Origin of the sequence: Metabacillus kandeliae (genome assembly GCF_021166585.1) — a bacterium.
GTDB classification, from domain to species: Bacteria; Bacillota; Bacilli; order Bacillales; family Bacillaceae; genus Metabacillus_B; species Metabacillus_B kandeliae.
In genome coordinates, this window is the sequence record NZ_JAJOZE010000001.1 from 1,295,454 (window position 1) to 1,320,045 (window position 24,592).

The following is a 24,592-nucleotide window of genomic DNA, read 5'->3' on the forward strand; positions in this document are numbered from 1 at the left end:
CAAACACCCCAATTTTGTAAATTAGGGCTTAAAGAATATTGGCATCCTTCGTACCGTACAAGCCCTTATTTCAGCTTATGCACGGCAGCTTCAAACATGTCTCCTCTTTGCTCAAAGGTTTTATATTGATCCCAGCTCGCACAGGCTGGCGACAACAAGATCACATCGCCTTTTTCAGATACTTCAAAAGCTGCAGCTGCAGCTGTTTCCACATTATCGGTCAGCTGAATAAGTGCTATTCCCGCTTCCTTTGCTGTTCTTTCGAGCTTAGGCGCTGTTTGTCCAAAAGCAATCAGCGCTTTGACATTTCGGAAAAATGGTTTCAGTTCATCGAATTCATTGCCTCTGTCAAGCCCTCCTGCAAGCAGGATGACAGGCTGAGTAAACGCCTGCAATGCCTTTGATGTTGCCAGAATATTTGTCGCCTTGGAATCGTTATAAAATTTCCGGCCGTCTATTGTATCGATAAATTGCAGGCGGTGCCTGACTCCTTTAAATTCTGTCAGCACCTTTCGAATCGCTTCATTGCTGCAGCCATGCAATTTAACTGCTGCAACGGCTGCCAGGATATTTTCAAGATTATGCTTTCCAGGAAGGACAATTTCGTCAGCCTGCATAATGATTTCGCCATTGAAAAGGATTTTGCCTTCATGCAGGCAGGCGCCCTTGTCCAATTTTTTCCTGACAGAAAAAAATACTTTATCAGCTTTTGAGTTTTGTGCAAGCCTTGATGCTTCCTTGTCATCCAGATTAATTACTGAGTAATCTCCTTCAGACTGATTCTGATAAATTCTTCCTTTAGCCTTTGCATATTCTTCTCTTGTTCCATGGTAATCAAGATGAGCATCAAACAAATTCAAAACCATGGCAATCTTCGGCTTGAATTCATTTGTTCCAAGCAGCTGGAAGGAGGACAGCTCCATGACAATCACGCTGTCACTGTCTGCAGTTTGGGCCACTTCACAGGCAACAGTGCCTATATTCCCTGCAATCAGCGCTTTCTGCCCGTCTGCATTAAGCATCTCATGCACAAGCGTTGTTGTGGTGGTTTTGCCGTTTGAGCCTGTAATTCCAATGATCGGGGCTTCTGATATAAGGTAGGCAAGCTCAACCTCTGTCAGGATCGGAACAGTCAATTCTAAAGCTTTCTGAAGCAGCGGGTTGCTGTATGGTATTCCCGGATTTTTTACAACAAAGTCTGTTTTCTCATCAATAAGATGAAGCGGATGGCTGCCGCAGATACACTTGATGCCGAGCGAATTCAGTTCCTGTGCTGCTTCATTTTCTTCGTACGGTTTTTGGTCATTGACAAGGACATCCGCTCCAAGCGAATGAAGCAGTTTGGCTGCTGCCAAACCGCTTTTTGCAAGTCCAAGGACTAAAATATTTTTCTCTTTAAAACGATCTGTCTGTTTCACTTACATCCACACCTCGATATAGATTCCCAGTACGGCAAATAAAAGCCCCACTGTCCAGAACGTGACGACTACCCGCCATTCAGACCATCCAGTCAATTCATAATGGTGATGAAGGGGGCTCATCTTAAATACCCTTTTTCCTGTTGTTTTAAAAGAAATCACCTGAATAATAACGGAAAGAGTTTCGATAACAAATACTCCGCCTACTAAGACAAGAAGGATCTCAAGCTTTGTCAGGATTGCCACTGTCACAATCGCTCCGCCAAGGGCAAGTGATCCGGTGTCGCCCATAAATACTTTTGCAGGATGGGCGTTAAAAACAAGAAATCCGAGCACAGCCCCTACAACTGCCACACAGAAGATGGCAACGTCATATTGAGACTGATTCCAGGCAAGAACGGCAAACGCTCCAAAAGCAATGGCGGCTGTTCCTGATAGAAGACCGTCAAGGCCATCTGTCAAATTGACGGCATTTGATCCGCCCACCAGCATGAACACGATTAAAATGGCATAAAGAAAGCCGATGTCAAAAGAAAAATCAGTTCCTGGGATACTAATGGCCGATGAAAATCCATACTGCTTGAAAACAAGATAGAAGATAACGGCAATGATGATTTGGCCGATGAGCTTTTGTTTTGAAGTAAGCCCAAGATTCCGTTTCATCACAACTTTAATAAAATCATCTAAAAATCCTAAAACGCCATATCCGAACGTGACAAACAGCAGCAGCCATGTTTCAACGCCCGGCTTTGAAAACTTTCCTGTCATCACAAGGGTTGTGACGATAATGGAAAGGATGATCATCACGCCTCCCATCGTCGGCGTGCCGGATTTCTTCTGGTGGGATTTTGGTCCTTCATCTCTGATGCTCTGTCCAAATTTAAGCCTCCGCAAAAATGGAATTAAAAATGGCGAAAGCAATACGCTGATGAGAAAACCCATCATAATTGTAAACAGGATTACCTGCTGCAGCATATTACCGCACCCCTTTCAAATTGCGTGAGGTTATTATTCTGCCTGTAAAGCTTCTGCCGGCAGTTTGGCACATAAGTAATTTATTCATCGTGTTCCACAGCTCTTTTCCGCGTTGTTCGTTCAGCATTCTATTTTTCTGTTCAATCATTGGCAAATTCCTTAATGGCTTTTAATGCCGCTTCCCTGTCATCAAAATCAAACACCTGGCTGCCGATAATCTGGTAGGTTTCATGCCCTTTTCCGGCAATCAGCACAACATCATTTTCTTTCGCATTTGCAATCGCGAAGGAAATCGCCTGCTCGCGGTTGGAAATTGAGTGGTAATGCTCACCCTGCACGCCTTGTTCCATATCTTTAAGGATAGCTTCAGGAGATTCGCTCCTCGGATTATCAGAAGTGAAAATCGGCTCATCTGAATAGGCTGCCGCGACCCTTGCCATTATCGGCCTTTTTGTCCTGTCCCTGTCCCCTCCGCAGCCAACAACGGTAAAGACTTTGCCTGCAGCAAACTGTCTGATTGTTTTCAGAACATTTTCCAGACTGTCAGGAGTGTGGGCATAATCAACGATTACAGCAAACGGCTGGCCGCCGTCAACCACTTCAAACCGCCCTCTTACCCCTTCCATCCCTTCCAAAGCGCCTTTAATAACAGAAAGAGGAATGCCTGATGCCAGACAGGCGCCAGTACAGGCAAGAATGTTATAAATACTGAACTTGCCGATCAGCTTGATTTCAAGTGCAGCCGTTTCTTCAGGAGTTACGAGATCAAATTTAGTCCCTGAAGCTGTCATTTCAATATTTTTCGCCATCACATCAGCCCTGCTGTCAATGCCGTAGGTTAAGATGTGCGCAGATGTCATGTGCTTGTATTCTTCTGATGCAGGATCATCCTGATTTAAAACAGCAAACTTTGGCTTATGTAAATCAAACCGGCTGCCAAGCTGGGCAAACAGAAGGCCTTTGGCATTCTTGTAAGCTTCCATGGATTTATGATAATCAAGATGGTCCTGTGTTAAATTAGTAAACACCGCCACATCATAATCACAGCCATGAACCCTTCCAAGATGAAGAGCGTGGCTGGAAACTTCCATCACAGCACTGTCCACTCCCCTGTCAGCCATTTTACGGAAAGTTTTCTGCAGCGTCAGACTGTCAGGCGTCGTGTTTTTAACTTCTTCTGTTTCGTCGCCGATTTTTATGTACATGGTCCCGATCATGCCCGTTTCTTTTCCGGCAGCTCTCTGAACCTTTTCAATAAGATGGGTCACAGTCGTTTTCCCATTCGTTCCTGTTACTCCGATTAAGTGAAGGCGCTGGGTCGGCTGACCGTAAAAAGCATCCGCAAGCACAGCTAGAGCTCTTTTTGTATCAGGTACAACAAATACAGACACCGGCAAATCCAGCTCTCTTTCTGCCAAGACGGCTGAAGCGCCGTTTTCAAGTGCTTTTTCAGCAAAATCATGCCCGTCAACGGTGTATCCGCTGATGCAGACAAACAGGCTGCCCTTACCGGCATTCCTGGAATCCATTTCGATGGATGAGATCTCTATGTCCTCTTCCACTTTAAATCTAGGGTATTGCAAATAGGATAGCAGCTTTTCCAGCTTCATTTTTTATCAAACCTCTCAATTCACACTCTTATGTCTTTTCTAAGGAGCTTTCATGATGCATTCAGTAAATATTCTATAACAATTATAGAAAAAGAGCCATCCTATTCAAGCAAAAGATAAAGGGATTTCAAGGATTCAGGCCATTCTGAATCCTTGAAATCCTTTTTTAGTTGTCCTTTTCCGGTTCCTCAGTGCCTGCTCCCATAAAAATTCTGACCGTTGAGCCTTCCTTCACCTTGACTCCGGCTTTTGGCGCCTGCTGAAGGACTCTATCTCCGCTGCCTGCTGCATCAAGCTTTAAATTCACCAGCTGCTCGGAAAGCTCCTCCCGCGAAAGCCCTAAAAGGTTCGGAACTTTGATCATTTTTGTGTCTAAATATTTGTATTCTTTTTCAATTTGGTTTTTGCTCGGTTTAACTCCTATTTCAGGCAGGCTGTCTCTCATAATATTTCCTACTATCGGAGCAGCAACCGTTCCGCCGAATTGCACTGTTCCTTTAGGGTTGTCAACTGCTACATAAACAACGAGCTGCGGATTATCAGCAGGCGCGAAGCCTATAAAGGAAACGATAAAGTTATTTTTCATATAAGCGCCGTTCTGGACCTTCTGGGCTGTTCCTGTTTTGCCGCCGACACGGTATCCTTCAACGAACGCTTTTCCGCCTGTTCCCTGTGCAACAACACTTTCTAGAGCATAGCGGATTTGCTTTGAGGTAGATTCTGAGATAACCCGTCTTTTTGCTTTAGGCTCTTTTTTGCTGATCACAGAGCCATTTGCGGGATTGAGCCACTCTTTTGCAACATAAGGGGTATATAAGATCCCTCCATTTACTGCAGCTGACACTGCAGCCACCTGCTGAATAGGAGTTACGGAAACACCCTGTCCAAAAGCTGTTGTAGCCTGTTCAACAGGCCCTACCCTTGCAATGCTGAAAAGGATACCCTTCCCTTCTCCCTGCAAGTCAATGCCTGTCTTCTGCCCAAACCCGAAATCACGGATATACTTGAACAGTTTATTTTTTCCGAGCCTGTCGCCGAGCTCTACAAACCCTGGGTTGCAGGAATTCTGCACAACTTCAAGAAACGTCTCAGATCCATGCCCTCCCCTTTTCCAGCACCTGAGCCTTGCCCCTGCTACCTGGACAGCACCCCCATCGTAAAAATGATCATGTTCCAGATCTACTTTTTTCTCCTCAAGCGCTGCTGCGAGAGTAATAATCTTGAAGGTGGACCCTGGCTCATAGTTGCTCCAGACAGGCAGGTTTCGGTTATAAACTTTTGGATCGACGTTTTTATAATCTCCGGGATTAAAATTCGGCCTCGAAGACATGGCCAATATTTCACCTGTATTCGGATTCATTGCAATCGCAATCATGCCGTCGGGGTTGTAGGCTGCCTGTGCGAGATTTAACTCTCTCTCTACAATTGTCTGCACCTTTGAATCGATGGTCAGCTCCAGATTGCTGCCGTCAACAGGCGCTTTGTAATCATCCGCTTCGCCGGGCATTCTCTTTCCTTTGGCATCGGAATAAAATTTTACATATCCTTTTTGCCCGCTCAATTCTTTGTCATAGTAAGCCTCAAGACCAAGCAGCCCCTGGTTGTCTATCCCGGCAAATCCGAGCACATGGGACAGGTAGCTGCCAAAAGGATAGTATCTTTTGCTGTCCTCCGCAATGTAGACTCCTTTGATGCCGAGATTGCGGATTTCCTTTGCTTTTTCATGAGAGATCTTTCTTCCTTCAGGATTGATCTTGACCATTGAGGTCTTTTTCGTCAGATAGCTGTATGCCTTTTCTCTGGACATATTTAAAGCAGCGGCCAGTTTATCGGCAGCATCTCCTGGGTTTTCAATCTGGCGGGGGACCGCGTAGACGGTTGGAGCACTTTTGTTTGCTGCCAGCTTAACCCCATTGCGGTCGAGGATTTCCCCCCGTTCGGGTTCAAAAGGGATGTTCCTGCTCCAGAGATCTTTTGCACCTGCAGTCAGCTTGTTACCAAGCACAAACTGAACAAAGCCAAGCCTTGCATCTATGACCAAAAACACTAAAAATCCTACCGCCAATATAAGCGTCAGCCTCTTTCGGACAGTTACCTGCGACACCCGCATTGCCTTATCACTCCTTGTCTATCATCCGTTCAACTATATGCTTGTACATGCCGGATTAGAACGGAGCGCAAGTGCTATAACGGGTTATCGAATTAGAGAAAAGCCTTCGGAGGTTCCGAGGCTTCAGACAGTCAGGAAGGGAAATGGATACAAAAGAGCCGGCCGCAGCCAGCTCTTTTGTCTGGATGCTCCAAGGTCTGCAGCATCCTCATATTCTATTGGTCTTCACTTTGCTTTTTTGCGGAATCATCCTTTTGCTTTGCTGCCATTTGAGACTGAGTCATAAAGTTCACATTTAAAAGATAGTCTCTCTTCAGCGCGCTGCCTTTAGGAATGCTCTGGCTGACGACAAACCCGCTCCCTGATGAGGCAAGCCGGAGATTCAAATGGTCAGCTAGCCTTAGGACATCCCGTTTTGTCCAGCCAGTCATGTCCGGCATTTTCAGCTGCCCTTCCGTCTGAAGAATAACGCGTTCATTCGGTGTCACATTCGTTCCCTCAGATGGATACTGCGCGGTAACCTTTTTCCCGGATCCCAGCACAATCGGGTTCATGCTTTTTGATTTAACTTCTTTGGCTGCTGCTCCAATATCTTTCCCAATATATGAGCTGAATGGCTGCCCAAGATCTTTTTTCGTTACGGCACGCTTTTCTTCAGGCTCATTTTCAGGGCGAATTTGCAAGTATTGGAGGCTGTTTTTCATAACTGTTTTAAAAATATCTGATACCGGCATACTGCCTGTTTCCGTCGGTTTCAATTCCGGCTGCTGCACGCCTACATAAACAAGCAGCTGCGGATTTTTAGCCGGTGCCATACCCATAAAGGAGAAAAGGAAATTCTCTCTGCCTGACAAATACCGTCCGTTAGGGCCGGCAACCTGTGCTGTTCCAGTCTTCCCTGCTATATCATAGCCTGGGATCTGATAAGGCCGGCCAGTCCCGATTTTTGAATTAACGACTTGATAGAGCAGCTCCCGCATCTTTTGTGCTGTTTCTGCAGAGACTGGCTTTCCTGCCGGTGCAGGTTTGTTTTCCTTCAGTACTTTTCCTGAATTTGGATCAGTGACTTTATCAATCACATAAGGCTTCATCATTGTGCCATTGTTGGCAATGGCTGAAGCAGCCTGTATCTGCTGAATGGCCGTAAAGGCTGAGCCTTGTCCAAAAGCTGCACTGATTTGGGAAAGCTTTGAATCAAAGTTAATTTTGCTTCCGGCTTCTCCAGGCAAATCGATGCCTGTTTTTTTATCAAAGCCGAATTTCGATAAATAGCTTCTAAACTTATCCGGTCCAAGCTTCTTATCCTCAAGGTAGGCCATCGCAACGTTTGATGAGTGCTGAACTCCTTCATCAAATGTAATGGTGCCCCAGCCGGCGTCATTATGGTCGTGAATGGTGTTGCTGCCGACTTTGTACGTGCCTGATTTATATTTTTCCTTGCCGTTATATACGCCTTCTTCCATGGCAGATGCAACAGTATAAATTTTCATCGTTGAGCCTGGTTCAAACGGATAGCCGACTGCGTCACTGTAATAGTTGGTAATGTTCCGCTTGTTCGGATCAAAGCTTGGTCTTTGGCCCATCGCAAGGATTTTTCCTGTTTTAGGATCTGCTACGATGGCGATGATTTTTTTCGGCTTGTATTTTTGGGCTGCCTGACTCATCGCGTCTTCCAAAAAGGTTTGAATTTTCTGGTCGACTGTTAAATAAACATTGTCGCCGTTTTGCGGAGGCGTGATTTTATCTTTGCTGTTCGGAAGCTTCCAGCCATAATGGTCGCTTTCATATTCAATCAGCCCGTCCTTCTCCTTTAAAAGAGAATCCAGGCTCTTTTCCAATCCCATGACTCCTGTAATTTCCTGCTTACCGTCAACATCCTTTTTGGCTGCATAGCCGATTACATCTGATGCAAACATGCCATTCGGATAGAACCGCTTCTTTTCTCTTGTAAAGGCGATTCCCGGCAGGTTAAGTTTTTCGATCTGAAGCTCTTTCGCCTGATTCAGGCTGCGCCCGTTGGCACCGAACTCCACCTGCTTTGCATCTTTATTCAGGTAGCGGAGAAGATCCTCTTTGCTCATATTAAGAACCGGGGCAAGCTTTTCAGCTGTCATTTCTTTATCAACTACGTGCTGAGGCTTTTTCGGGTCTGTTGTCAGGCTGCTGTCAAGGATCGCCGCGACCGTAAAGGATGACGTATCCTGTGCAAGCGCCTCTCCCCTTTGATCCAGAATGGATCCTCTCTGTGCTTCAAGTGTTCTGCTGTGCTTATATTTCTCTTCCGCTTTGACAGCAAGTGCTTCGCCGTCAGCGGAGCCCGTAATCTGTATGTAAAGGAATCTCGCTGCAACAACAAAGAAGAGCAATGCAAATACAATACTCAGTATGCCTGCTCCCCTGTTCATGTTTTTATTCTTTTTCATACTAGCTCAATCCTGTACCGATTTCACGTTGTTTTTATCCAATGTAAGCCCCATTGCTTTTGCTTTGGAATAAATTCTGTCGTAGTTGCTTAATTCTTTTACCTGGACTTGAAGGTCGCTGTTCGCTTTTGCCTGAGTATCTACATCTGCTTGAAGCTTCTGGATTTCCACATTGGTCTTGTAAACAGCGACACTGTTTGAAAGAATTTTCACCGCACTGATTAAAATGACAGCGGTGAATAGGATGAACAGCAGCTTTTCTCCTGCGGTTATGGCTGAACGTCTTTTGATGACAACTTTCTGCGGCTGGACCGCCTGCTGCCTCTCCTGTTTTTGCACCTGCTGGCGCTGCTGAACTTTATATGCCAGATTGCTCATTGAAGGACCTCCTCGTCCAAGGGATAGCTTTTCATCTATCTCTTTTTATATTTTTTCCGCGATTCGCAGCTTCGCCGATCTTGCCCTGTTATTAACTTCCAGCTCTTCTTCTGAAGGAAGGATCGGCTTTCTAGTAATCAGTTTGATTTCCGGTTCAAAACCTTCCGGAATAACCGGCAGACCCGGCGGCAGCTGCGGCAGCTCGGATGCTTTTTTAAATGCTGTTTTGCAAATTCGGTCCTCAAGCGAATGGAAGGTAATCACGCTTATTCTGCCTCCGGGATTCAATAAATCCATTGCTTGCTCCAGCGCGTTTTCAAACACCTTCAGCTCATCGTTTACAGCAATCCGGATTGCCTGGAAAACCCGCTTTGCCGGATGCCCGCCGGTCCTTCTTGCTGGAGCAGGTATCCCCTCTTTAATAAGCTCAACCAGTTCTCCAGTGGTTTTAATTGGTGCCGTTTCCCTCTTTGCTTCAATCTTCCTTGCAATTTGCTTGGAGAATTTTTCTTCGCCGTAGCGGAAGAAAATTTTAACCAATTCTTCATAAGGCCATTCGTTGACAACTTCATAGGCAGACAGGGAAGAATCCCGGTCCATTCTCATATCAAGCGGTGCATCATGATGATAGCTGAAGCCTCTTTCAGGAGTGTCAAGCTGAGGCGAAGAAACGCCTAAATCGAATAAAATGCCATCGACTTTCTCGACTCCTCTTTCATTCAATTCTTGCTTCAAGTTTTGAAAATTGCTTTTAATCAGTGTTACTTGTGATTGAAAGCCTGCCAAAAGCTTTTCTGCATTATGGAGTGCTGTGTCATCCTGATCAAATGCATACAGCTTTCCATTTGCCCCAAGCTTTGACAGCAGATAGGAACTGTGCCCGGCTCCGCCAAGTGTGCAGTCGACATATGTACCATCTTCTTTAATTGCGAGGCCGTCCACTGTTTCTTTTAATAACACTGTTGTATGTTCAAACATTCTTTGAGTAACCACCTTTGTTTTAAATCAGCTGCTATGGAGAAAAATAGCCAGTAACAGTTTTGCACAAAACCCTATTATATATCAAAGCCAATCATGTTTTCAGCAATTTCCTCAAAGGAATCTTCTTGCTCTTTAGTATACTGTTCCCATACTGGCTTGCTCCATATTTCAATCCGATTTGAAACGCCGATGATGACGCATTCTTTCTCAAGCTTTGCATAACTCAGGAGCGGAGCGGGCAGGTTGACGCGCCCTTGCTTGTCCAATTCGCATTCTGTTGCGCCGGAAAAGAAAAAGCGGGTAAAGGCGCGCGCATCTTTCTTCGTTAGAGGAAGTGTTTTAAGTTTTTCTTCAAGTACATTCCATTCATTCATAGGGTATCCGAAAAGACAGTGATCAAGGCCCCGGGTGACAACGAATGATTCGCCAAGTCCCTCTCTGAATTTGGAAGGTACGATCATACGGCCTTTTATGTCAATTGTATGATAGTATTCTCCCATAAACATGAAGGCTGTCCCCACTTTCTTTCCTCAGCTCACCACTTTCCCCCACTTATCTCCACTTCCTATATTACACGTTATTGATATAAAAAAAAACCCTGCGAAGCACAGGATTTTTAAAAAAATTCATTTAAATTTTGACAACCTTGTGTTGATAATTAAAGGAAAATGGCAGTTCTGTAAGATCCTGCAGAATATTGCTTCCATATTTATTCATATAGCAGAAAATGTTCCATATTCTCTCCTGAGGGTGGCCGTTCGGTTTGATTGCGTTCGAAATCCGCTCAAACTTGCTGATTTCGTTATAGTTCTGAAGTCTTACGCTTTTTTCGACAGCCTTTTCAAGTATGCTGATCTGATTTAAGATAAATTGCTGGTTTTTTTCCGCAAATCCTGCCAGACTGCTGTCAACCTCAACAGCCGCTTCTCTTAATCGGCTGTGAAGAGAGTCTATCTTTTCTTTCACTTCTTGTGCAAGCGGCTCAAACGGAACCGTTTTTCGGCTGTCAAGCCACTCCTCCTGCAGCATGCCGAGATCTCCAAAAAAGGCCTTTTCAGTATCCATCTGCAGCTCCTGAAGATCGGCTTCTACCGCCCGCTCTAAAAGCGTAATATTCAGCCTCGGAACAACAAGAGGCATTTTCATTCCTGCCGCTTCAAACGCCTGCTTCAGTTCGCCCCAGTAAGTTATTTCTCCAGGTCCCGCAATAAAGGCAAGCGCCGGAAATAAATATTCCTGCATCATTGGCCTTGTGACAACATTGTTGCTGAATCTCTCGGGGTGCGTGTCCAGCAGTCCGAGCAGCTCGCTTTCTTCTAAACAGACTTCATTTGCTGCAGTGCAGTATGTTTGGCCATTCCTGTAGAGAAGAAGCCTTTCCCCCTGGTGTTCATAAAACAGGCCAGTCGTGTTTTCTGCCATTTCAATAATGGGAGAGTAGCCGTTTTCTTTCATCAATGCCTGCTGCTTCAGAACAGCTTCTTCAATAGCAGCATTCTGCTGTACAAGCGTTTTGAAAAATCCCTGCTCAAGGCTTCGGATCTCCGGGTCTCCTGAATTGACCAGCACAAGACCTTCTTCTTTAAAAAGATCCATCACAAGCCATTCGAAAAAGTCCGTATACGTTTCTGATTTTTCAAGAGCAGACAGAACTCCCGCTTTCAGCGTGTTTGTATGCTGTGTTTCTCCGAAAGATTGAAATATTTCGTCAACCCAGACAGAACACTTTTCCCGATCGATCGGCATTTTTGCCACAGATCCCTTTTCAATTTGCATTTGCTGAATGCTTTTTTTCTTCGGACGTCCTTTATCTTCTATGTAAACATGATTGATTTCGGCAAAATCATGGTCCTCGCCGGCAATCCAGAAGACCGGCACAACCGCTTCCTTTAAAGCTTGCTCCTGCTGTCTTGCCAGCACGATAATGGAGATGATTTTATGAACAGTATACAGCGGTCCTGTAAGCAGGCCTGCCTGCTGTCCGCCGATGACAGCACTGCTTTTAGGATCCCTCAGCCGGTCTATGTTTTTCATGGAAGCTTCTGATCCGTACTTTTTATTATAGCTGTGCAAATACTGTACGAGATCTTCCCTGTTATAAGTTTGATTCGCTATGTAATCCAGTCTGTCTGCATAAGACTGCTCATTGTGTATGCTATAGTGAAAATATTGTTCGCTTTTCAGCTGTTTTGTTAACAGCGATTGTACAAATGTGTTTCCGGATGGCAGGGAGAGTTCAACAATCTCCATATGATGGTCTTCCTTTCTCGGTCTAAGTTAAGTCCCGAAAAGAGTATAGCATTTCTGGCAGCCTTTGTTAAAGAAAGTGTTTTATCCCGTGCTTGTCATTTTCCGTGAGCCCTTTAACGGCCGTGTCCAAAAACTCAAGCAGCGGAACAGAAAGGTGTTTTTTTCTTGCTTCCTTCAGCAAGTAGCCTGTAATGGCATCAATTTCTGTCTTATTTCTTTTTTCAGCATCCTGCAGCATGGAGGACCTGTTTTGGGCAGTATTTCTGCAGACCTCTTCTGCCAGCGCAATGTCAAACTTGCTGTCCAGAACAGCGGAAGCTTCCTTATATACCGTTTTAAATGCCTCATAAAAAAACGGATTGTCCAGCAGCATTCCGTTTTCCGTGCGGAACAGGGCTGTTAAAGGATTAATGCAGGCGTTTACGAGAAGCTTCTCCTCCAATACGTGCTTCCAGTCCTGCTCAAATTGGAATTGAAGCGGAGAGCGGGCTGGCAGCAGATGCTGCAATTCTTCAAGTGAGCTTTCGGCAAAGGAACAAATTTTGATTACACCTTGCCCATTGTGCCTGACAGCCCGGTCAGTCAGCTTTTGAGCGCCATGTCCCGCTGTTCCGGGATAGACAGCATGGCCTGAAAGCTCCTGAAGCTTTTCAATATGCCCCATGCCGTTTTGAAGAAAAATCAGCTTTTTGCCTTCTCTCTCTTTCAAATTCTGAATGACAGGATCAAGATGAAACTGTTTCACCGTTATAAACAAAGTATCTTCTTCATATTGTTTCCCGTCCGAGGCCTTTATCTCCCTGATGTGCTCTTCGCCGCCTGATAAAATACTTATCCCATTCTGTTGAATGAGCTCTGCCTGATCTTTTCTCCTCGTATAAAGCGTAACCTTCCGATCTTCTGATAAATATCCTGCAAGCAAAAGCCCCATGGCTCCGCCGCCAATGATGCCGATAGAATTCATCCATTTGTCCGCCATTCTAGTTTTTCTCCTACTATAACAGAAAAAGCTTTCAGGGCGAAAATCAAAAAAAAGAACAGCCCAAAGACTGTCCTTTTTCAACAAGAAGGCTGGCTCTCTTCAACTTGGCTGTTGATCGCAGTACTCAGGCATCCGCTTTCCGCGGGGCGGGCGGTGATTCTCCAGCCCGCCACTCCAATCAACAGGTGCTCAAAAAATGAACAAAACTCTTTTACATAGCCAGCCAGGAGAAGTTTATACCGGAAATACAGGATGCTTTCTTGCTGCTGGCTCCATAAATTTCGTTTCATATTGTTCAAAGCGGAGAACAAGTTCATTTCTCAGCTCATCTGCTGCGACAATATGATCCACAATCATTTCTGATGCAAGCTTGTAAATGTCAATATGCTCTTTATATTCTTCCTGCTTTTGCTTAACATACTGCGCTTTTTCAGCTGGATCTTCGATTTCATTAATCTTATTTGAGTACACTGCATTTACAGCTGCCTCAGGTCCCATTACGGCAATCTGGGCTGTCGGCAGGGCGATGCAGCAGTCTGGTTCAAAAGCAGGGCCTGCCATAGCGTATAGACCTGCACCATAAGCTTTTCTGACAACAACAGAGATTTTCGGCACATCAGCAGAGCTCATCGCTGCAATCATTTTTGCGCCGTGGCGGATAATTCCTGCACGTTCAACCTTTGTACCGATCATAAAACCCGGAACATCAGCAAGGAACAGAAGCGGAATATGATAAGCATCGCAAAGAGAGATAAATTTTGCGGCCTTATCAGCTGAGTCGATAAAGAGAACGCCCCCTTTTACCCTGGGCTGGTTCGCAATAATGCCGACCGTTTTTCCGTCAATTCTTCCAAACCCTGTGATGAGTTCCTGTGCAAACAGCTTTTTCATCTCAAAAAAACTGCCTTCGTCAATTAAAGCTTCAATGCATTCATACATATTAAACGGTGCATTCTGGTTTTGAGGAATGATCTCTGATAGCCTTTTTCCTGTCTTTGGTTCAATTGGTTCACTGACAGCTGTTTTTCCCGTAAAGTTCTGCGGAAAATATCCAAGGTAATCCTTTGCTTTCAGGATGGCTTCTTCTTCCGTTGCTGCCAGCACATCGCCGCAGCCGCTGACTGTACAATGCATGCGGGCACCGCCCATTTCTTCAAGCGATACTTTTTCACCGATCACCTTCTCCGCCATCCTCGGTGAACCAAGATACATGGATGCATTTCCGTCAACCATTATTACGATATCGCAGAAAGCCGGAATGTAGGCCCCGCCTGCAGCAGATGGACCGAACAGCAGGCATATTTGGGGAATCATGCCGGAAAGCCTGACCTGATTATGAAAAATGCGGCCTGCTCCCCTTCTGTTTGGAAACATGTCAATTTGGTCTGTAATTCTTGCTCCAGCTGAATCAACAAGATAAAGAAGAGGAACTCTCATTTTTTCAGCAGTTTCCTGAATGCGGATAATCTTTTCAACCGTTCTCGCACCCCAGGAACCAGCTTTAATTGTAGAATCATTTGCCATTACGCAAACCGTGCGCCCGTTTACCTTCCCAATTGCTGTGATGACTCCGTCTGCCGGAAGATCATCAGCCTGAAAGTTGGCAAACTTTCCGTCTTCAGAATAAATGCCATTATCAAAAAGACGGTTCAGCCTGTCCCTTGCAAACAATTTATTCTGCTGTTTCATTTTTTCGTGATATTTCGGGAAACCCCCGGCTTCTATGCGCTCATTGGCGCTTTTCAGTTCTTGCTCAAGCTCCTGTATGTTCAGCATGATGATCCCTCCTCTTAGTCTTCCAGTGTGATAAGCAAATCGCCTTCATTCACAAAATCTCCAGGCTGCACAGAAATTTCTTTGACCTTCCCGGTGACAGCCGCTTCAATCGGAATTTCCATTTTCATGGATTCAAGCATAACGACCTCCTGGCCATCAGCTACCTCTGCTCCATTTTGTACGAGTACATTCAATACTGTGCCTGCCATATTAGCTGTAATTTGTTTCATCTGTTATTCCTCCTGATTTCTATATAGTGTAATGTTCTGCTGAGTTATACGGTTAAGGAAAATTCGTTTAAATAGCCTGTATGGTATTTTCCTTTTAAGAAGGCACCGTCTTTCAGAATGCCTGCAAACAGAGGCAGATTTGTTTTAATGCCCTCTATCTCCATGCCGGCAATAAATTCTTCCGCTTTTTTGCAGGCAAGTTCTCTTGTTTCTGCATGAACAATCATTTTGGCAACAAGCGGATCATAATACGGGCTGACCGTATTGCCTGCTTCATAAGCCAGATCGATCGTGACCCCATCCATATTTTTATATGTAAATGTTTTTAATGGTCCAGGGGACGGCAAAAATTTCACCGGATCTTCTGCATACAGCCTAAATTCTATGGCGTGTCCCGATTGAAGGATTTCATCCTGTGAAAGCGGAAGTTTTTCTCCGCTTGCGGCAAGAATCTGCCATTTGACCAAATCAAGCCCCGTAATCCATTCTGTTACACGGTGCTCAACCTGAAGCCTTGTATTCATTTCGAGAAAATAAAAGTTTTCCTGTGCATCAACAATAAATTCAATCGTTCCCGCATTTTCATATTGAACAAATTCAGCTGCCTTTACTGCTTCTGCACACATCAGCTGACGAGTTTTATCCGAGATAAACGGTGATGGCGATTCTTCAATCACTTTTTGATTGCGGCGCTGAACAGAGCAGTCCCTTTCAAAAAGGTGGACAGCATGGCCATGAGAATCCCCGAAAATCTGTATTTCTACATGTCTCGCATTGGCTACATATTTTTCGATAAACACTTCATCATTCCCAAAATATGTTTTAGCCCTCGTTCTGGCAGATTGATAGGCTTTTTTCAGTTCTTCTTCGCTGCTGCAAAGGTTCATTCCAATACCTCCGCCGCCCCCGCTTGCCTTCAGCATGACGGGATATCCGATGCTTTCCGCCATTGCAGAGGCTTCCTCCAGCGTATCAATGCCATTCTCGCTTCCGGGTATGACAGGCACCCCTGCTTCTTTCATTGTTTGCCTTGCTTTCACTTTGTCCCCCATAAGGCCAAGCACCTCAGCAGAAGGTCCAATAAACACAATCCCTTTTTCTCTTGCTGCACGGCAAAATGCTGCATTCTCCGATAAAAAGCCGTAGCCCGGATGTATGGCATCTGCCCCTTCCCTTACAGCGAGGTCAAGTATCTGCTCGCTCTGAAGATAGGATTTTAATACAGGCGGCTCTCCGATTCGGAAGGCATATGAGGCTTCTCTTACATATGGAAGCTCTTTGTCAGCATCCGAATAAACGGCGATTGTTTCAATCCCCATTTCTTTGCATGTTTTGATGATTCGAAGTGCGATTTCTCCCCTGTTGGCAATCAGAATTTTCTTCAAGCCTATCCCCCCTTGTCTGTCTGCTGTCATTGACCATTGCCGCTTGCTTCAATGCATCCTATTTTATTTTCTACAATAATTCCGATATTCCTTCAAATTTCGTGTAAGCGTTTGCTATTTTGTTTCCCTGCTTATATTCATGGTATAATCAAGGAGTATTCACTATATTTCGATTATTTAAGTTCTTTTCACAGAAAAAATTTGTCATGGTTTCTTTAGGGGGAGAGAGAATGCACAAAGTCGAACGTTTGGTTATTAACTACAAAACACTTGAAGAATTTAAAAAATTTAAAGAGTACGGCCTTCAGGAACTGTCGATGCTTGAAGATCTGCAGGAAAATATCGTAGAGAATGACAGTGATTCTCCTTTTTACGGAATTTACTTTGGGGATAAGCTTGTTGCGCGGATGAGTCTTTATAAAGTGGAAAAGCATCTCGATCAGTATTTCGAGCCTCAAAGGGACTACCTTGAACTTTGGAAGCTTGAGGTTCTGCCTGATTACCAAAGAGCAGGCTACGGTCAATCGCTCGTTGAGTTTGCCAAGTCCTTCGGGCTCCCCATTAAAACAAATCCAAGAGTCAAATCAGCTGAATTTTGGTCTAGAATGAATTTTGAGCCTGTAAAATATGACATGGAACGGGACAAAGGGGAAAATCCTCTGATTTGGTACCCTTCAGAAAAAGCTGAATAGATTTGCTGCTTAGAATACTGTCTGATCAGATAAAAAGGGGGTCTGGCGCGAAAAGGCTATCGTACCTTTTTGCACCAGGCCCCTTATTTTTCAATTCTTTCTAAATTTCCGTTTCTGTCCATTTGAAATTTCACTTTCCTGTTTCGTTCATCATCCTGAAAAACGACCATTTTTCTCGCTCTTTCCATAATTTCTATTAAGGCAGAGTAATCTTCTTCAACAGTTTGAAGACTCGCCTGAAGGGTGCTCTTCTCCTCTTCAAGCCTTGCCACATTTCTTTCAAGGAAAGCAACCTTTTTCTTTAAATCTTCTTTTGTTTGTTTCTCATTCTCCGCCCTGTAATCTTCTTCCAATTTCTGCAGCAGTTCAATGACCTTTTTAAGAGATATTTCTTCTTTTTGGTGAATGGTTTCTTCGATTTTTGCTGCTTGAGGTGCCGTCTCGGCTGTTTCCCTTTCAGCTGTTCCTTTGCGCTTTTCCTTGCGATGCTTTTTAGCAAGCTCAATTCCTGTTTTGTACTGCTTTCTTACAAACGAGTTCCATCTGAATCCGCAGGCAGCCGCTGTTCTTGTCAGCCTTCTCCCAACCTCTTCAAATGCCTGCAGCTGGGTTCCCCCATCGCGTATATGCCGCAGTACTACTTCAGCAAGCAGCAAATCTTCATCCTGGTTCCACGCATCCTGCCTTGCAGCCGTCATTATCATCCCTCCATCAGCTGTTCTTCCTTTAAACGCTGTCCCTTATGAATGAACCAAAAGGCCGGTAATTTTTCGGTAAAAGAATGGCCCGGGCTTTGCTTCTCACCCCATGCAATCCTTTTTCCTCAATATATGCCGCTGATAGAAAAGATAGACTATGCTGCTTTCTACTATTTATTCAAGATATTTGTCCTTAAAAACCACAAATGCCGCTGAAGCTTATCCTTTCCTATTGGCCAAAAAGGAATCTGCAGCTAAAAGGTGAGCATCCTTTTCCCACAGCTCAGCGCAGCGCATACTTTCCTTGTTCATTTTCCCTTGTAAGCCTGCTGCTTTCAGCTGTTCAGTCTTCATTGCTTTATAAGCTTTCAGCACATCTGGATTAGGCTTCAGCAGTTCACTGATATATCTTAAGCCTTCTTCTTCGAATTCAGCGTCATCCAGCACATCTGTAACAAAACCTGTCCGGTATGCCTCTTCGGCTGCGAAAATCCGTGATGAAGCAAGCATCACCATAGCCTGATCATGACGGATCCGGTCAAAAAGCAGGCTGCCTCCTCCCCATCCAGTTGTAATGGCAAGCGTTCCCTGTATAAATCCAATTTTGCTTCCCTTTCTGGCAATGCGGATATCTGCAGCTGCAGCAAGCTCTGCTCCTCCTCCAACAGCTGTTCCGTTGATCAGGGCAAATACAGGGAAAGGGAAAACAGCGAGCTCATAAAGGATGTTCCCCATCCTGCTCAGCATCCTATAAGCATCCTCTTTCGTTCTTAAAGAATGAAAAGCAGAAAGATCACCGCCTGAGCAAAAGGTTTTTGGACCGTTTCCCCGTATTACGATAGCTTTTAAATCCTTTTTCAGAGCCAGCTCGTTCAGTATGTATTCCATTTTTTCCATCACATCAAAATCTATGGCATTGTGTTTTTCAGGACGGCAAATCTCAATTTCTGCTATTCCTTCAAACCGTTCTAGGAGCCTCACTTTTTCCATGCTTTAAACCTTCTCCTTTATTGTCCTTTTTTCAGGGCTTTTACTTACTGGCATCTTACCATTTCTGGCTTACTAAAGGAGTCTTCACCTATAAAAAAGCATAAAAAAATCGCAAAGGCTAAATTAGCCTTTGCGATTTCTCCAAACATTATTTTTCAACTACTTCTTTTCCTTTGTATTGTCCGCATGCTTTGCAAATGCGATGAGATAATTTCATTTCACCGCAGTTTGGGCATTCTACCATACCAGGCACTTGCAATTTGAAGTGTGTACGACGCAGTCTTTTTCTAGTTTTGGAAGTTCTTCTAAAAGGTACAGCCATTCTTCCCACCTCCTTAACAATCTTAAAGCATTACAATTTAAATAATGAAGCCGGTTAAATCCGATCTTCTTCATTCTGTTGGCATGCTGTTATCAGCTTTCTTTATTGTTATCGAAAAATTTGGCCAAATCAGCCAGCCTTGGATCAACCTTAGCCTTTTTCTCCTCTTCCGAGATAACTTGCCAGTCTTTCCCTTCCTGAGGTGCTGCGCCTTCTTCGTTAACATCGTCACAAAAAACCTGCATAGGAATTTCCAAAAGGATCAGTTCCTTGATCATCGGTATCAGATCAACACTGTCTCCATCAAGCTGGTGGATTTCAGGTTCTTCTTCATCCGCAAATTCCATAGCTTTCAGCAAATAAATTTCTGTTGTGTCAATTTTAAATGGATATCTTACATCAACCAGTGTCCGGGAGCACGGCAGAATCATCGTTCCTTCAATTAAAAGGTGAAAGGCAGCCTTTGAAGAACTGATATCAGCATGTCCTTTAACATGGACAGGCTCTATCTTCCGCAATTCATTATGCACGTCTTTCAGCTCATCCAAACGGATTGTTTCATCAAGTTCCAGCCCTTTGCTCTGGTATTGATGCAATTCATTTATTGACCATTTCATTATGTGATCACCTCAAGGCAACAAAGGTAATTATAGCTTTCGCCATATTATTTGTCAATATTTTTTCTTTACACCCTAAACAGCTGCTTTGTCCATTATATTCATTTCTGGATACTTTGTAAAATAGAGGGCTTATAAGGCTTTGGGACAGTAAAAAAACGTATATAATATTAGTATCTTTACCGTGTGCAAGAAAGGAGTTTTTTTATTTGAAAGTATTAGGACTTGTGGTTGAATACAATCCTTTTCATAACGGTCATTTATATCATCTCCAAAAATCGAAAGAATCTGTACAGGCCGATTTGACAGCAGCCGTAATGAGCGGGCCTTTTCTGCAAAGGGGTGAGCCTGCTCTTGTGTCAAAGTGGGAACGGACTAAAATGGCTTTAATGGGCGGCGTCGATCTCGTTGCCGAGCTGCCTTATGCTTTTGCTGTGCAAAAAGCGGAAACTTTCGCATCAGGAGCGGTTTCGATCCTTGATGCACTGGGCTGCACAGATCTTTGCTTCGGAAGCGAAGAAGGAGACATAAAGCCTTTTTTGTATACAGAGCAGCTAATCAATCAAAAACGGGAGCGATATGAAGCAAAAATTCATTCCAGCATGCAGACTGGCAGCAGCTATCCTCAGGCTCTCTCGCTCGCATTTAAGTCAATTTCTGAAAACGGGGCTCCTGCGGCTGATTTATCACAGCCTAACAATATTCTCGGCTATCATTATATTAAAGCCATTCATGACCAGCATGCGGCCATCACCCCTGCTACCATAAAAAGAATTTCTGCAGGCTACCATGAAGAAAATCTGCCGGAGGGCTCCATTGCAAGCGCTACAGGGATTAGAAAATTCCTGTTCCAGTCAGGAAACGGGGACACCATTAAACCTTATGTGCCTCAAAGTACTTTTGCCCTTCTCGATTCTGCCGCAGATCCCCTTAAGAACTGGGAGAATTTTTTTCACCTTTTGAAGTACACTTTGCTGACAATGGAAAAAGAGGAGCTTGGCGCTATTTATGAAATAGAAGAGGGGATTGAAAATCGAATTCTTTCTATTATTCAGGATGCAGGCAGCTTTCACGAATTTATGGAAAAGCTGAAAACAAAACGCTATACATGGACAAGGCTGCAGCGCATGTGCGTGCACATCCTGACAAGAAGCACAAAAAAATCAATGCTTGCTTTTGAAGGCAAATCCCGGTACGTCAGAATTCTCGGCATGTCCCAAAAAGGACAGCAATACTTAAACCAGTATAAAAAGAAAATGAAGCTCCCATTAATCAGCAAGGTTTCCTCATTCGATGACCCCATGCTTTCACTCGATTTGAAAGCAGCGCGAGTTTACAATATGATTTACCCGGAACCTGTCCGCACAATGAAGCTGAGAGAGGAATATGCAACTCCCCCACTCCGTTATCATGAGGGCACAAAAGTAATGCTTTAAAGAAAATTAATCCCCCTGTCTAAAACAGGGGGATTTCTATATTGCCTGCTTGTCCTTCTTTTCAGGAAGACTTTCCAAATAGCGGACAGCATCTTTAAATGTCCTGACAGGAACCAGCTTTATGGTTGAATGAATAGACTGAACCGTTTTTTTGGCATCTTCATAATTGTTATTTTCTGCTGGCGCAAAGAAAATGGCTGTTCCTTCGCGATCGGCAGCGATAACTTTTTGGGCAATGCCCCCGATCGGTCCCACCCTTCCATCACTCGAGATCGTGCCGGTTCCGGCAATTTTATAGCCTTTTGTTAAGTCCTCTTTCTTCAGCTGATCATAAATCTCCAGACTCATCATCAGACCCGCTGAAGGACCGCCAATCCCGCCAGTTTCAAACGCAACAGCAGGACGGGCTGCAACAGTCCTGCTTTCAGCTGCTCTAATGCCTAATTCCGCAATTCCACTCTTTGCCGGAACAGGGACTGTCAGCGTCTTTCTTTCTCCATTTCGTTCAAGAGAGAATTTGATACTCTGTCCCGGTTTTTTGGAAGAAAGAAAATGCTTCCATTCCTCAACGCTTTTAAAACTGATGCCATCCGCCTGATAAATCAGATCGCCTTTTTGGAAAGCTCCCTTACCGTCTGCTTTTTTCTCGACAGAGGATACACGCAAGCCCCTGAAAAACACTTCAGCAGGCTTGCCGGCTTCTTTAAAAGCTGTCAGAATCGCCGAATCCTGAGACTCCTTCATCATGATCAGCTGCCGTTTAGCAAAATCACGGTCAGACTCTCCCCTGGACTTTACCTCGCCCTCCGAAAAAATTTGCTCATTCGGCTGAAAATGCGCTGCCGCAAAGGTCAGAAGACTTGCTTTTCCAAAGCTGACCGTTGTCAGGGCAAAGCTACCTTTTGATTCTGTCCCGGAGTCAACTCTTATAAGAGAATGAAGTGCATCAGCATGTCCAGGCTTTGCGATATAGTATGGCAGTTTGGCATAAGACAGGATCATTGCCAGCAATATGCCGGCAACAAATGCCTGAATGGTTTTTTTACGTTTATTCAAGGGTTTGCTGCTCCTTCCATTGTGAAATCAGCAGCTTGATTTTCGGCAAGTGCTTCAGCGCCTCCTGCTCTCCTATTCCGATGATTTCCTGAATGCTTGTGAATGCTCTTGAACTGTACTGTTCCACACTCGGCTTCATCATCAAATCAGAGACTGTCTCTCTGTGATGCAGCAACTCCTCTTGCATAATATCAAGACTCTGCATGATCACGTCAAAAATCGACTGAATATCTTCATGCTGCTTTACTCTTGAGACATCTACACCTATAACAAGGTCGGCTCCCATTTCTTTTACTACAGAAACCGGCACGCGGTCGATCACGCCGCCGTCCACAAGCAGCCGGCCATCTGCCTTAACAGGGACAAATATTCCCGGTATCGCTATGCTTGCCCTGACAGCTTTTGAAACAGCTCCTGTTTTAAAAACAACTTTTTTTCCTTCATAAAGATCTGTTGCAACGATGGCGAGAGGAATGGCGAGATCTTCAATATTTTTTCCCATCGTAAAAACTTTAATCAGTTCCTCTACCCTTTTTCCCGCAATAAATCCCATTTTCGGAATCGTAAAATCAAGATAGTACTTTCTTTTAAACGCTTCAGCGAGCTTATACATTCTATCAAGCTCAATCCCTGAAGCATAAATACCGCCTATAAGCGCTCCCATACTGCTTCCTGCAATCATGCTTACAGGAATCTGGGAATCTTTCAATATTTTTAAAACGCCTAAATGAGCAAACCCCCTTGCACCACCAGATCCCAGCGCCAGTCCGATCTTCGGTTCCTTTTCCAGGAGAATGCCCCCTTTTGCCCTTAAATGTTACTTCAATCATATGGTCTAAAACAGGGGGCTATACCCGTATATTGAATAGAAGGATAAGCTGTCCTGTCCCTTTTACGGCTTTTTACAAGCACCGCCTGCGAAAAAGAAAAACAATTACTGGGGGCATCGCCTTGAACCGGCAAAAATGGACCACTATTTTTGCGGCACTATTTATTGCCGCTCTGACCATTTTAGTTATCCTGCATCCAAAAGCCGCCCTCTCTGCTTCAAAGGATGGCCTAAAAATGTGGTGGGAAATTGTATTTCCTTCACTGCTCCCATTCTTTATTATCTCAGAGCTTTTGATCGGCTTTGGTATTGTAAAATTTATCGGCATTCTTTTAGAGCCTCTTATGCGTCCTGTCTTTAGAGTGCCCGGTGTCGGAGGTTTTGTATGGGCTATGGGCATGGCTTCAGGCTTTCCATCTGGAGCAAAGCTCACCGCAAGGCTTCGCCAGGAAAAGCAGCTTTCAGCTGTTGAAGCAGAGAGACTTGTTTCTTTTACAAACTGCTCAAACCCGCTGTTTATCTTCGGTGCTGTTTCTGTTGGATTTTTCCACAACGAAGCTCTGGGCATTCTGCTCGCTGCCTCCCATTATGCCGGCAATATCATGGTGGGGCTGATCATGCGGTTCCATGGACGAAAAGATGAGCCCGCATGGCAAGAAAAAGGAAAATGGGGGCTTCCTTCCCTTCGAACAGCCTTCAGCGTTCTGCATAAAACAAGGCTTGAAAACAAGCAGCCGATCGGGAAAATGCTCGGTGCAGCTGTTTCATCCTCTATTCAAACTCTTCTAATGATCGGCGGTTTTATCATTGCATTTTCCGTCTTTAATCGAATTCTTTCTGTTGCCAATGCAACGGATTTTCTTGCAGGCGGATTGAATGCGGTGCTTGGGTTTATAGGTTTTCCAGCCAGCATGACAAAACCTTTACTTTCAGGCTTGTTTGAAATTACGCTTGGCTCAAGCCTCGTAAGTCAAGCTGCAGGCCATGATTTGCTTTTTCAGGCTGTTATTGTAACAAGCTTTATTCTCGCTTTCAGCGGCTTCTCCGTGCAGGCACAGGTCGCAAGCATACTTGCAGAAACGGATATCCGTTTCCAGCCTTTTTTTATCGCCAGGATCATGCACGGTGTTTTCGCTTCTATTGCAGCTGCTGTTTTATATCATCCTTTATATCTCAGCTGGCAAACTGGAACTGTTTCAGGAGCTGCCCCCGTTTTTTTACAGGAAGCTGCCGAAAACGTTATGGCACCCGCGTGGGATGCCATGATTCATTACGGACCCCTCGTCACCATTGGAGCACTGCTTCTTTATACTCTCATGCTGGCTGCCGGGACGGGCGCTAACCGACCGCCGCTCCGGAAATAAAGCATGCCTTACTTTCAAAATGCAGAAAAAGGATGCACCTTAAGAGCAGCACTCTTAGGTCATCCTTTTT

General features: G+C 44.5%; 22 protein-coding genes. 3 read left to right on the forward strand and 19 right to left on the reverse strand.

All coding sequences use genetic code 11. From position 1 onward, the window contains the following. Positions 1 to 65: 65 nt before the first annotated feature. From murD to LRR81_RS06625, 13 genes are all read right to left on the reverse strand, one after another. Positions 66 to 1,418, reverse strand: coding sequence for a UDP-N-acetylmuramoyl-L-alanine--D-glutamate ligase (murD, locus tag LRR81_RS06565; RefSeq protein WP_231788476.1), 1,353 nt, complete (start codon positions 1,416 to 1,418; stop codon positions 66 to 68). After that, a complete protein-coding gene (gene mraY, locus LRR81_RS06570; protein ID WP_231788477.1) occupies positions 1,419 to 2,393 on the reverse strand; it encodes a phospho-N-acetylmuramoyl-pentapeptide-transferase in 975 nt (324 codons plus the stop codon). A gap of 140 nt (positions 2,394 to 2,533) precedes the next feature. Beyond that, on the reverse strand, positions 2,534 to 4,003 hold the full coding sequence (locus tag LRR81_RS06575) for a UDP-N-acetylmuramoyl-L-alanyl-D-glutamate--2,6-diaminopimelate ligase (protein ID WP_231788478.1): 1,470 nt from the start codon (positions 4,001 to 4,003) through the stop codon (positions 2,534 to 2,536). A gap of 166 nt (positions 4,004 to 4,169) precedes the next feature. Further along, positions 4,170 to 6,113, reverse strand: coding sequence for a stage V sporulation protein D (locus tag LRR81_RS06580; protein ID WP_231788479.1), 1,944 nt, complete (start codon positions 6,111 to 6,113; stop codon positions 4,170 to 4,172). 215 nt (positions 6,114 to 6,328) lie between these two features. Next, positions 6,329 to 8,536, reverse strand: a complete 2,208-nt coding sequence (locus LRR81_RS06585) for a penicillin-binding protein (protein WP_231788480.1) — start codon at positions 8,534 to 8,536, stop codon at positions 6,329 to 6,331. A gap of 6 nt (positions 8,537 to 8,542) precedes the next feature. After that, positions 8,543 to 8,914 (reverse strand): cell division protein FtsL, encoded by a 372-nt coding sequence (ftsL, locus tag LRR81_RS06590; protein ID WP_231788481.1) that lies wholly within the window; start codon positions 8,912 to 8,914, stop codon positions 8,543 to 8,545. A 45-nt stretch (positions 8,915 to 8,959) separates the two neighbouring features. After that, positions 8,960 to 9,892, reverse strand: a complete 933-nt coding sequence (gene rsmH, locus LRR81_RS06595; RefSeq protein ID WP_231788482.1) for a 16S rRNA (cytosine(1402)-N(4))-methyltransferase RsmH — start codon at positions 9,890 to 9,892, stop codon at positions 8,960 to 8,962. A gap of 77 nt (positions 9,893 to 9,969) precedes the next feature. Next, positions 9,970 to 10,401 (reverse strand): division/cell wall cluster transcriptional repressor MraZ, encoded by a 432-nt coding sequence (gene mraZ / locus LRR81_RS06600; RefSeq protein ID WP_231788483.1) that lies wholly within the window; start codon positions 10,399 to 10,401, stop codon positions 9,970 to 9,972. Positions 10,402 to 10,525: 124 nt separating this feature from the next. Further along, positions 10,526 to 12,145 (reverse strand): bacillithiol biosynthesis cysteine-adding enzyme BshC, encoded by a 1,620-nt coding sequence (gene bshC, locus LRR81_RS06605; RefSeq protein WP_231788484.1) that lies wholly within the window; start codon positions 12,143 to 12,145, stop codon positions 10,526 to 10,528. A gap of 67 nt (positions 12,146 to 12,212) precedes the next feature. Then, a complete protein-coding gene (locus LRR81_RS06610; RefSeq protein ID WP_231788485.1) occupies positions 12,213 to 13,124 on the reverse strand; it encodes a 2-dehydropantoate 2-reductase in 912 nt (303 codons plus the stop codon). A 237-nt stretch (positions 13,125 to 13,361) separates the two neighbouring features. Further along, positions 13,362 to 14,903 (reverse strand): acyl-CoA carboxylase subunit beta, encoded by a 1,542-nt coding sequence (locus LRR81_RS06615; RefSeq protein WP_231788486.1) that lies wholly within the window; start codon positions 14,901 to 14,903, stop codon positions 13,362 to 13,364. 14 nt (positions 14,904 to 14,917) lie between these two features. Beyond that, a complete protein-coding gene (locus LRR81_RS06620) occupies positions 14,918 to 15,133 on the reverse strand; it encodes an acetyl-CoA carboxylase biotin carboxyl carrier protein subunit (protein ID WP_231788487.1) in 216 nt (71 codons plus the stop codon). Positions 15,134 to 15,177: 44 nt separating this feature from the next. Continuing rightward, positions 15,178 to 16,518 carry an acetyl-CoA carboxylase biotin carboxylase subunit gene (locus LRR81_RS06625; protein WP_231788488.1) on the reverse strand — a complete coding sequence of 447 codons (1,341 nt, stop codon included), beginning with the start codon at positions 16,516 to 16,518 and terminating at the stop codon, positions 15,178 to 15,180. A gap of 230 nt (positions 16,519 to 16,748) precedes the next feature. Here LRR81_RS06625 and LRR81_RS06630 point away from each other — a divergent pair, with 230 nt between their 5' ends. Next, positions 16,749 to 17,210 carry an N-acetyltransferase gene (locus tag LRR81_RS06630; RefSeq protein ID WP_231788489.1) on the forward strand — a complete coding sequence of 154 codons (462 nt, stop codon included), beginning with the start codon at positions 16,749 to 16,751 and terminating at the stop codon, positions 17,208 to 17,210. A gap of 83 nt (positions 17,211 to 17,293) precedes the next feature. On the opposite strand, the gene LRR81_RS06635 is transcribed toward LRR81_RS06630, so the two are convergent. From LRR81_RS06635 to LRR81_RS06650, 4 genes are all read right to left on the reverse strand, one after another. After that, on the reverse strand, positions 17,294 to 17,908 hold the full coding sequence (locus LRR81_RS06635) for an RsfA family transcriptional regulator (RefSeq protein ID WP_231788490.1): 615 nt from the start codon (positions 17,906 to 17,908) through the stop codon (positions 17,294 to 17,296). A gap of 219 nt (positions 17,909 to 18,127) precedes the next feature. Next, positions 18,128 to 18,898 carry an enoyl-CoA hydratase/isomerase family protein gene (locus LRR81_RS06640; RefSeq protein ID WP_231788491.1) on the reverse strand — a complete coding sequence of 257 codons (771 nt, stop codon included), beginning with the start codon at positions 18,896 to 18,898 and terminating at the stop codon, positions 18,128 to 18,130. A gap of 148 nt (positions 18,899 to 19,046) precedes the next feature. Further along, positions 19,047 to 19,220: a 50S ribosomal protein L32 gene (rpmF, locus tag LRR81_RS06645; protein WP_231788492.1), complete on the reverse strand. Its 174-nt coding sequence runs from the start codon at positions 19,218 to 19,220 to the stop codon at positions 19,047 to 19,049. A 92-nt stretch (positions 19,221 to 19,312) separates the two neighbouring features. Beyond that, positions 19,313 to 19,837 (reverse strand): YceD family protein, encoded by a 525-nt coding sequence (locus LRR81_RS06650; RefSeq protein WP_231788493.1) that lies wholly within the window; start codon positions 19,835 to 19,837, stop codon positions 19,313 to 19,315. 209 nt (positions 19,838 to 20,046) lie between these two features. On the opposite strand from LRR81_RS06650, the gene LRR81_RS06655 reads away from it, so the two are divergent. Then, positions 20,047 to 21,273: a nucleotidyltransferase gene (locus LRR81_RS06655; protein WP_231788494.1), complete on the forward strand. Its 1,227-nt coding sequence runs from the start codon at positions 20,047 to 20,049 to the stop codon at positions 21,271 to 21,273. Positions 21,274 to 21,309: 36 nt separating this feature from the next. Here LRR81_RS06655 and LRR81_RS06660 read toward each other — a convergent pair whose 3' ends face one another. Together LRR81_RS06660 and LRR81_RS06665 are read right to left on the reverse strand one after the other, a co-directional pair. Beyond that, positions 21,310 to 22,329, reverse strand: a complete 1,020-nt coding sequence (locus tag LRR81_RS06660) for a SepM family pheromone-processing serine protease (RefSeq protein WP_231788495.1) — start codon at positions 22,327 to 22,329, stop codon at positions 21,310 to 21,312. Continuing rightward, complete coding sequence (locus tag LRR81_RS06665; protein WP_231788638.1) at positions 22,322 to 23,125, reverse strand: patatin-like phospholipase family protein; 804 nt, start codon at positions 23,123 to 23,125, stop codon at positions 22,322 to 22,324. Before LRR81_RS06665 ends, LRR81_RS06660 begins: the two co-directional genes overlap by 8 nt. Before the next feature lie 155 nt (positions 23,126 to 23,280). Between LRR81_RS06665 and ylbJ the strand changes: the two genes are divergently transcribed. After that, positions 23,281 to 24,522 carry a sporulation integral membrane protein YlbJ gene (gene ylbJ, locus LRR81_RS06670; protein ID WP_408631584.1) on the forward strand — a complete coding sequence of 414 codons (1,242 nt, stop codon included), beginning with the start codon at positions 23,281 to 23,283 and terminating at the stop codon, positions 24,520 to 24,522. Positions 24,523 to 24,592: the final 70 nt, after the last annotated feature.

Excerpts from the sequence above, each read along its gene's own strand:
- ftsL (WP_231788481.1), bottom strand. The coding sequence starts at position 8,914 with ATGAGCAATCTGGCATATAAAGTTCAGCAGCGCCAGCAGGTGCAAAAA.
- LRR81_RS06585 (WP_231788480.1), bottom strand. The coding sequence starts at position 8,536 with ATGAAAAAGAATAAAAACATGAACAGGGGAGCAGGCATACTGAGTATT.
- LRR81_RS06610 (WP_231788485.1), bottom strand. The coding sequence starts at position 13,124 with ATGGCGGACAAATGGATGAATTCTATCGGCATCATTGGCGGCGGAGCC.
- LRR81_RS06635 (WP_231788490.1), bottom strand. The coding sequence starts at position 17,908 with ATGACGGCTGCAAGGCAGGATGCGTGGAACCAGGATGAAGATTTGCTG.
- LRR81_RS06650 (WP_231788493.1), bottom strand. The coding sequence starts at position 19,837 with ATGAAATGGTCAATAAATGAATTGCATCAATACCAGAGCAAAGGGCTG.
- LRR81_RS06615 (WP_231788486.1), bottom strand. The coding sequence starts at position 14,903 with ATGCTGAACATACAGGAGCTTGAGCAAGAACTGAAAAGCGCCAATGAG.
- rpmF (WP_231788492.1), bottom strand. The coding sequence starts at position 19,220 with ATGGCTGTACCTTTTAGAAGAACTTCCAAAACTAGAAAAAGACTGCGT.
- mraZ (WP_231788483.1), bottom strand. The coding sequence starts at position 10,401 with ATGTTTATGGGAGAATACTATCATACAATTGACATAAAAGGCCGTATG.
- LRR81_RS06575 (WP_231788478.1), bottom strand. The coding sequence starts at position 4,003 with ATGAAGCTGGAAAAGCTGCTATCCTATTTGCAATACCCTAGATTTAAA.
- bshC (WP_231788484.1), bottom strand. The coding sequence starts at position 12,145 with ATGGAGATTGTTGAACTCTCCCTGCCATCCGGAAACACATTTGTACAA.
- LRR81_RS06580 (WP_231788479.1), bottom strand. The coding sequence starts at position 6,113 with ATGCGGGTGTCGCAGGTAACTGTCCGAAAGAGGCTGACGCTTATATTG.
- LRR81_RS06630 (WP_231788489.1), top strand. The coding sequence starts at position 16,749 with ATGCACAAAGTCGAACGTTTGGTTATTAACTACAAAACACTTGAAGAA.
- LRR81_RS06620 (WP_231788487.1), bottom strand. The coding sequence starts at position 15,133 with ATGAAACAAATTACAGCTAATATGGCAGGCACAGTATTGAATGTACTC.
- mraY (WP_231788477.1), bottom strand. The coding sequence starts at position 2,393 with ATGCTGCAGCAGGTAATCCTGTTTACAATTATGATGGGTTTTCTCATC.
- rsmH (WP_231788482.1), bottom strand. The coding sequence starts at position 9,892 with ATGTTTGAACATACAACAGTGTTATTAAAAGAAACAGTGGACGGCCTC.
- LRR81_RS06640 (WP_231788491.1), bottom strand. The coding sequence starts at position 18,898 with ATGGAAAAAGTGAGGCTCCTAGAACGGTTTGAAGGAATAGCAGAAATT.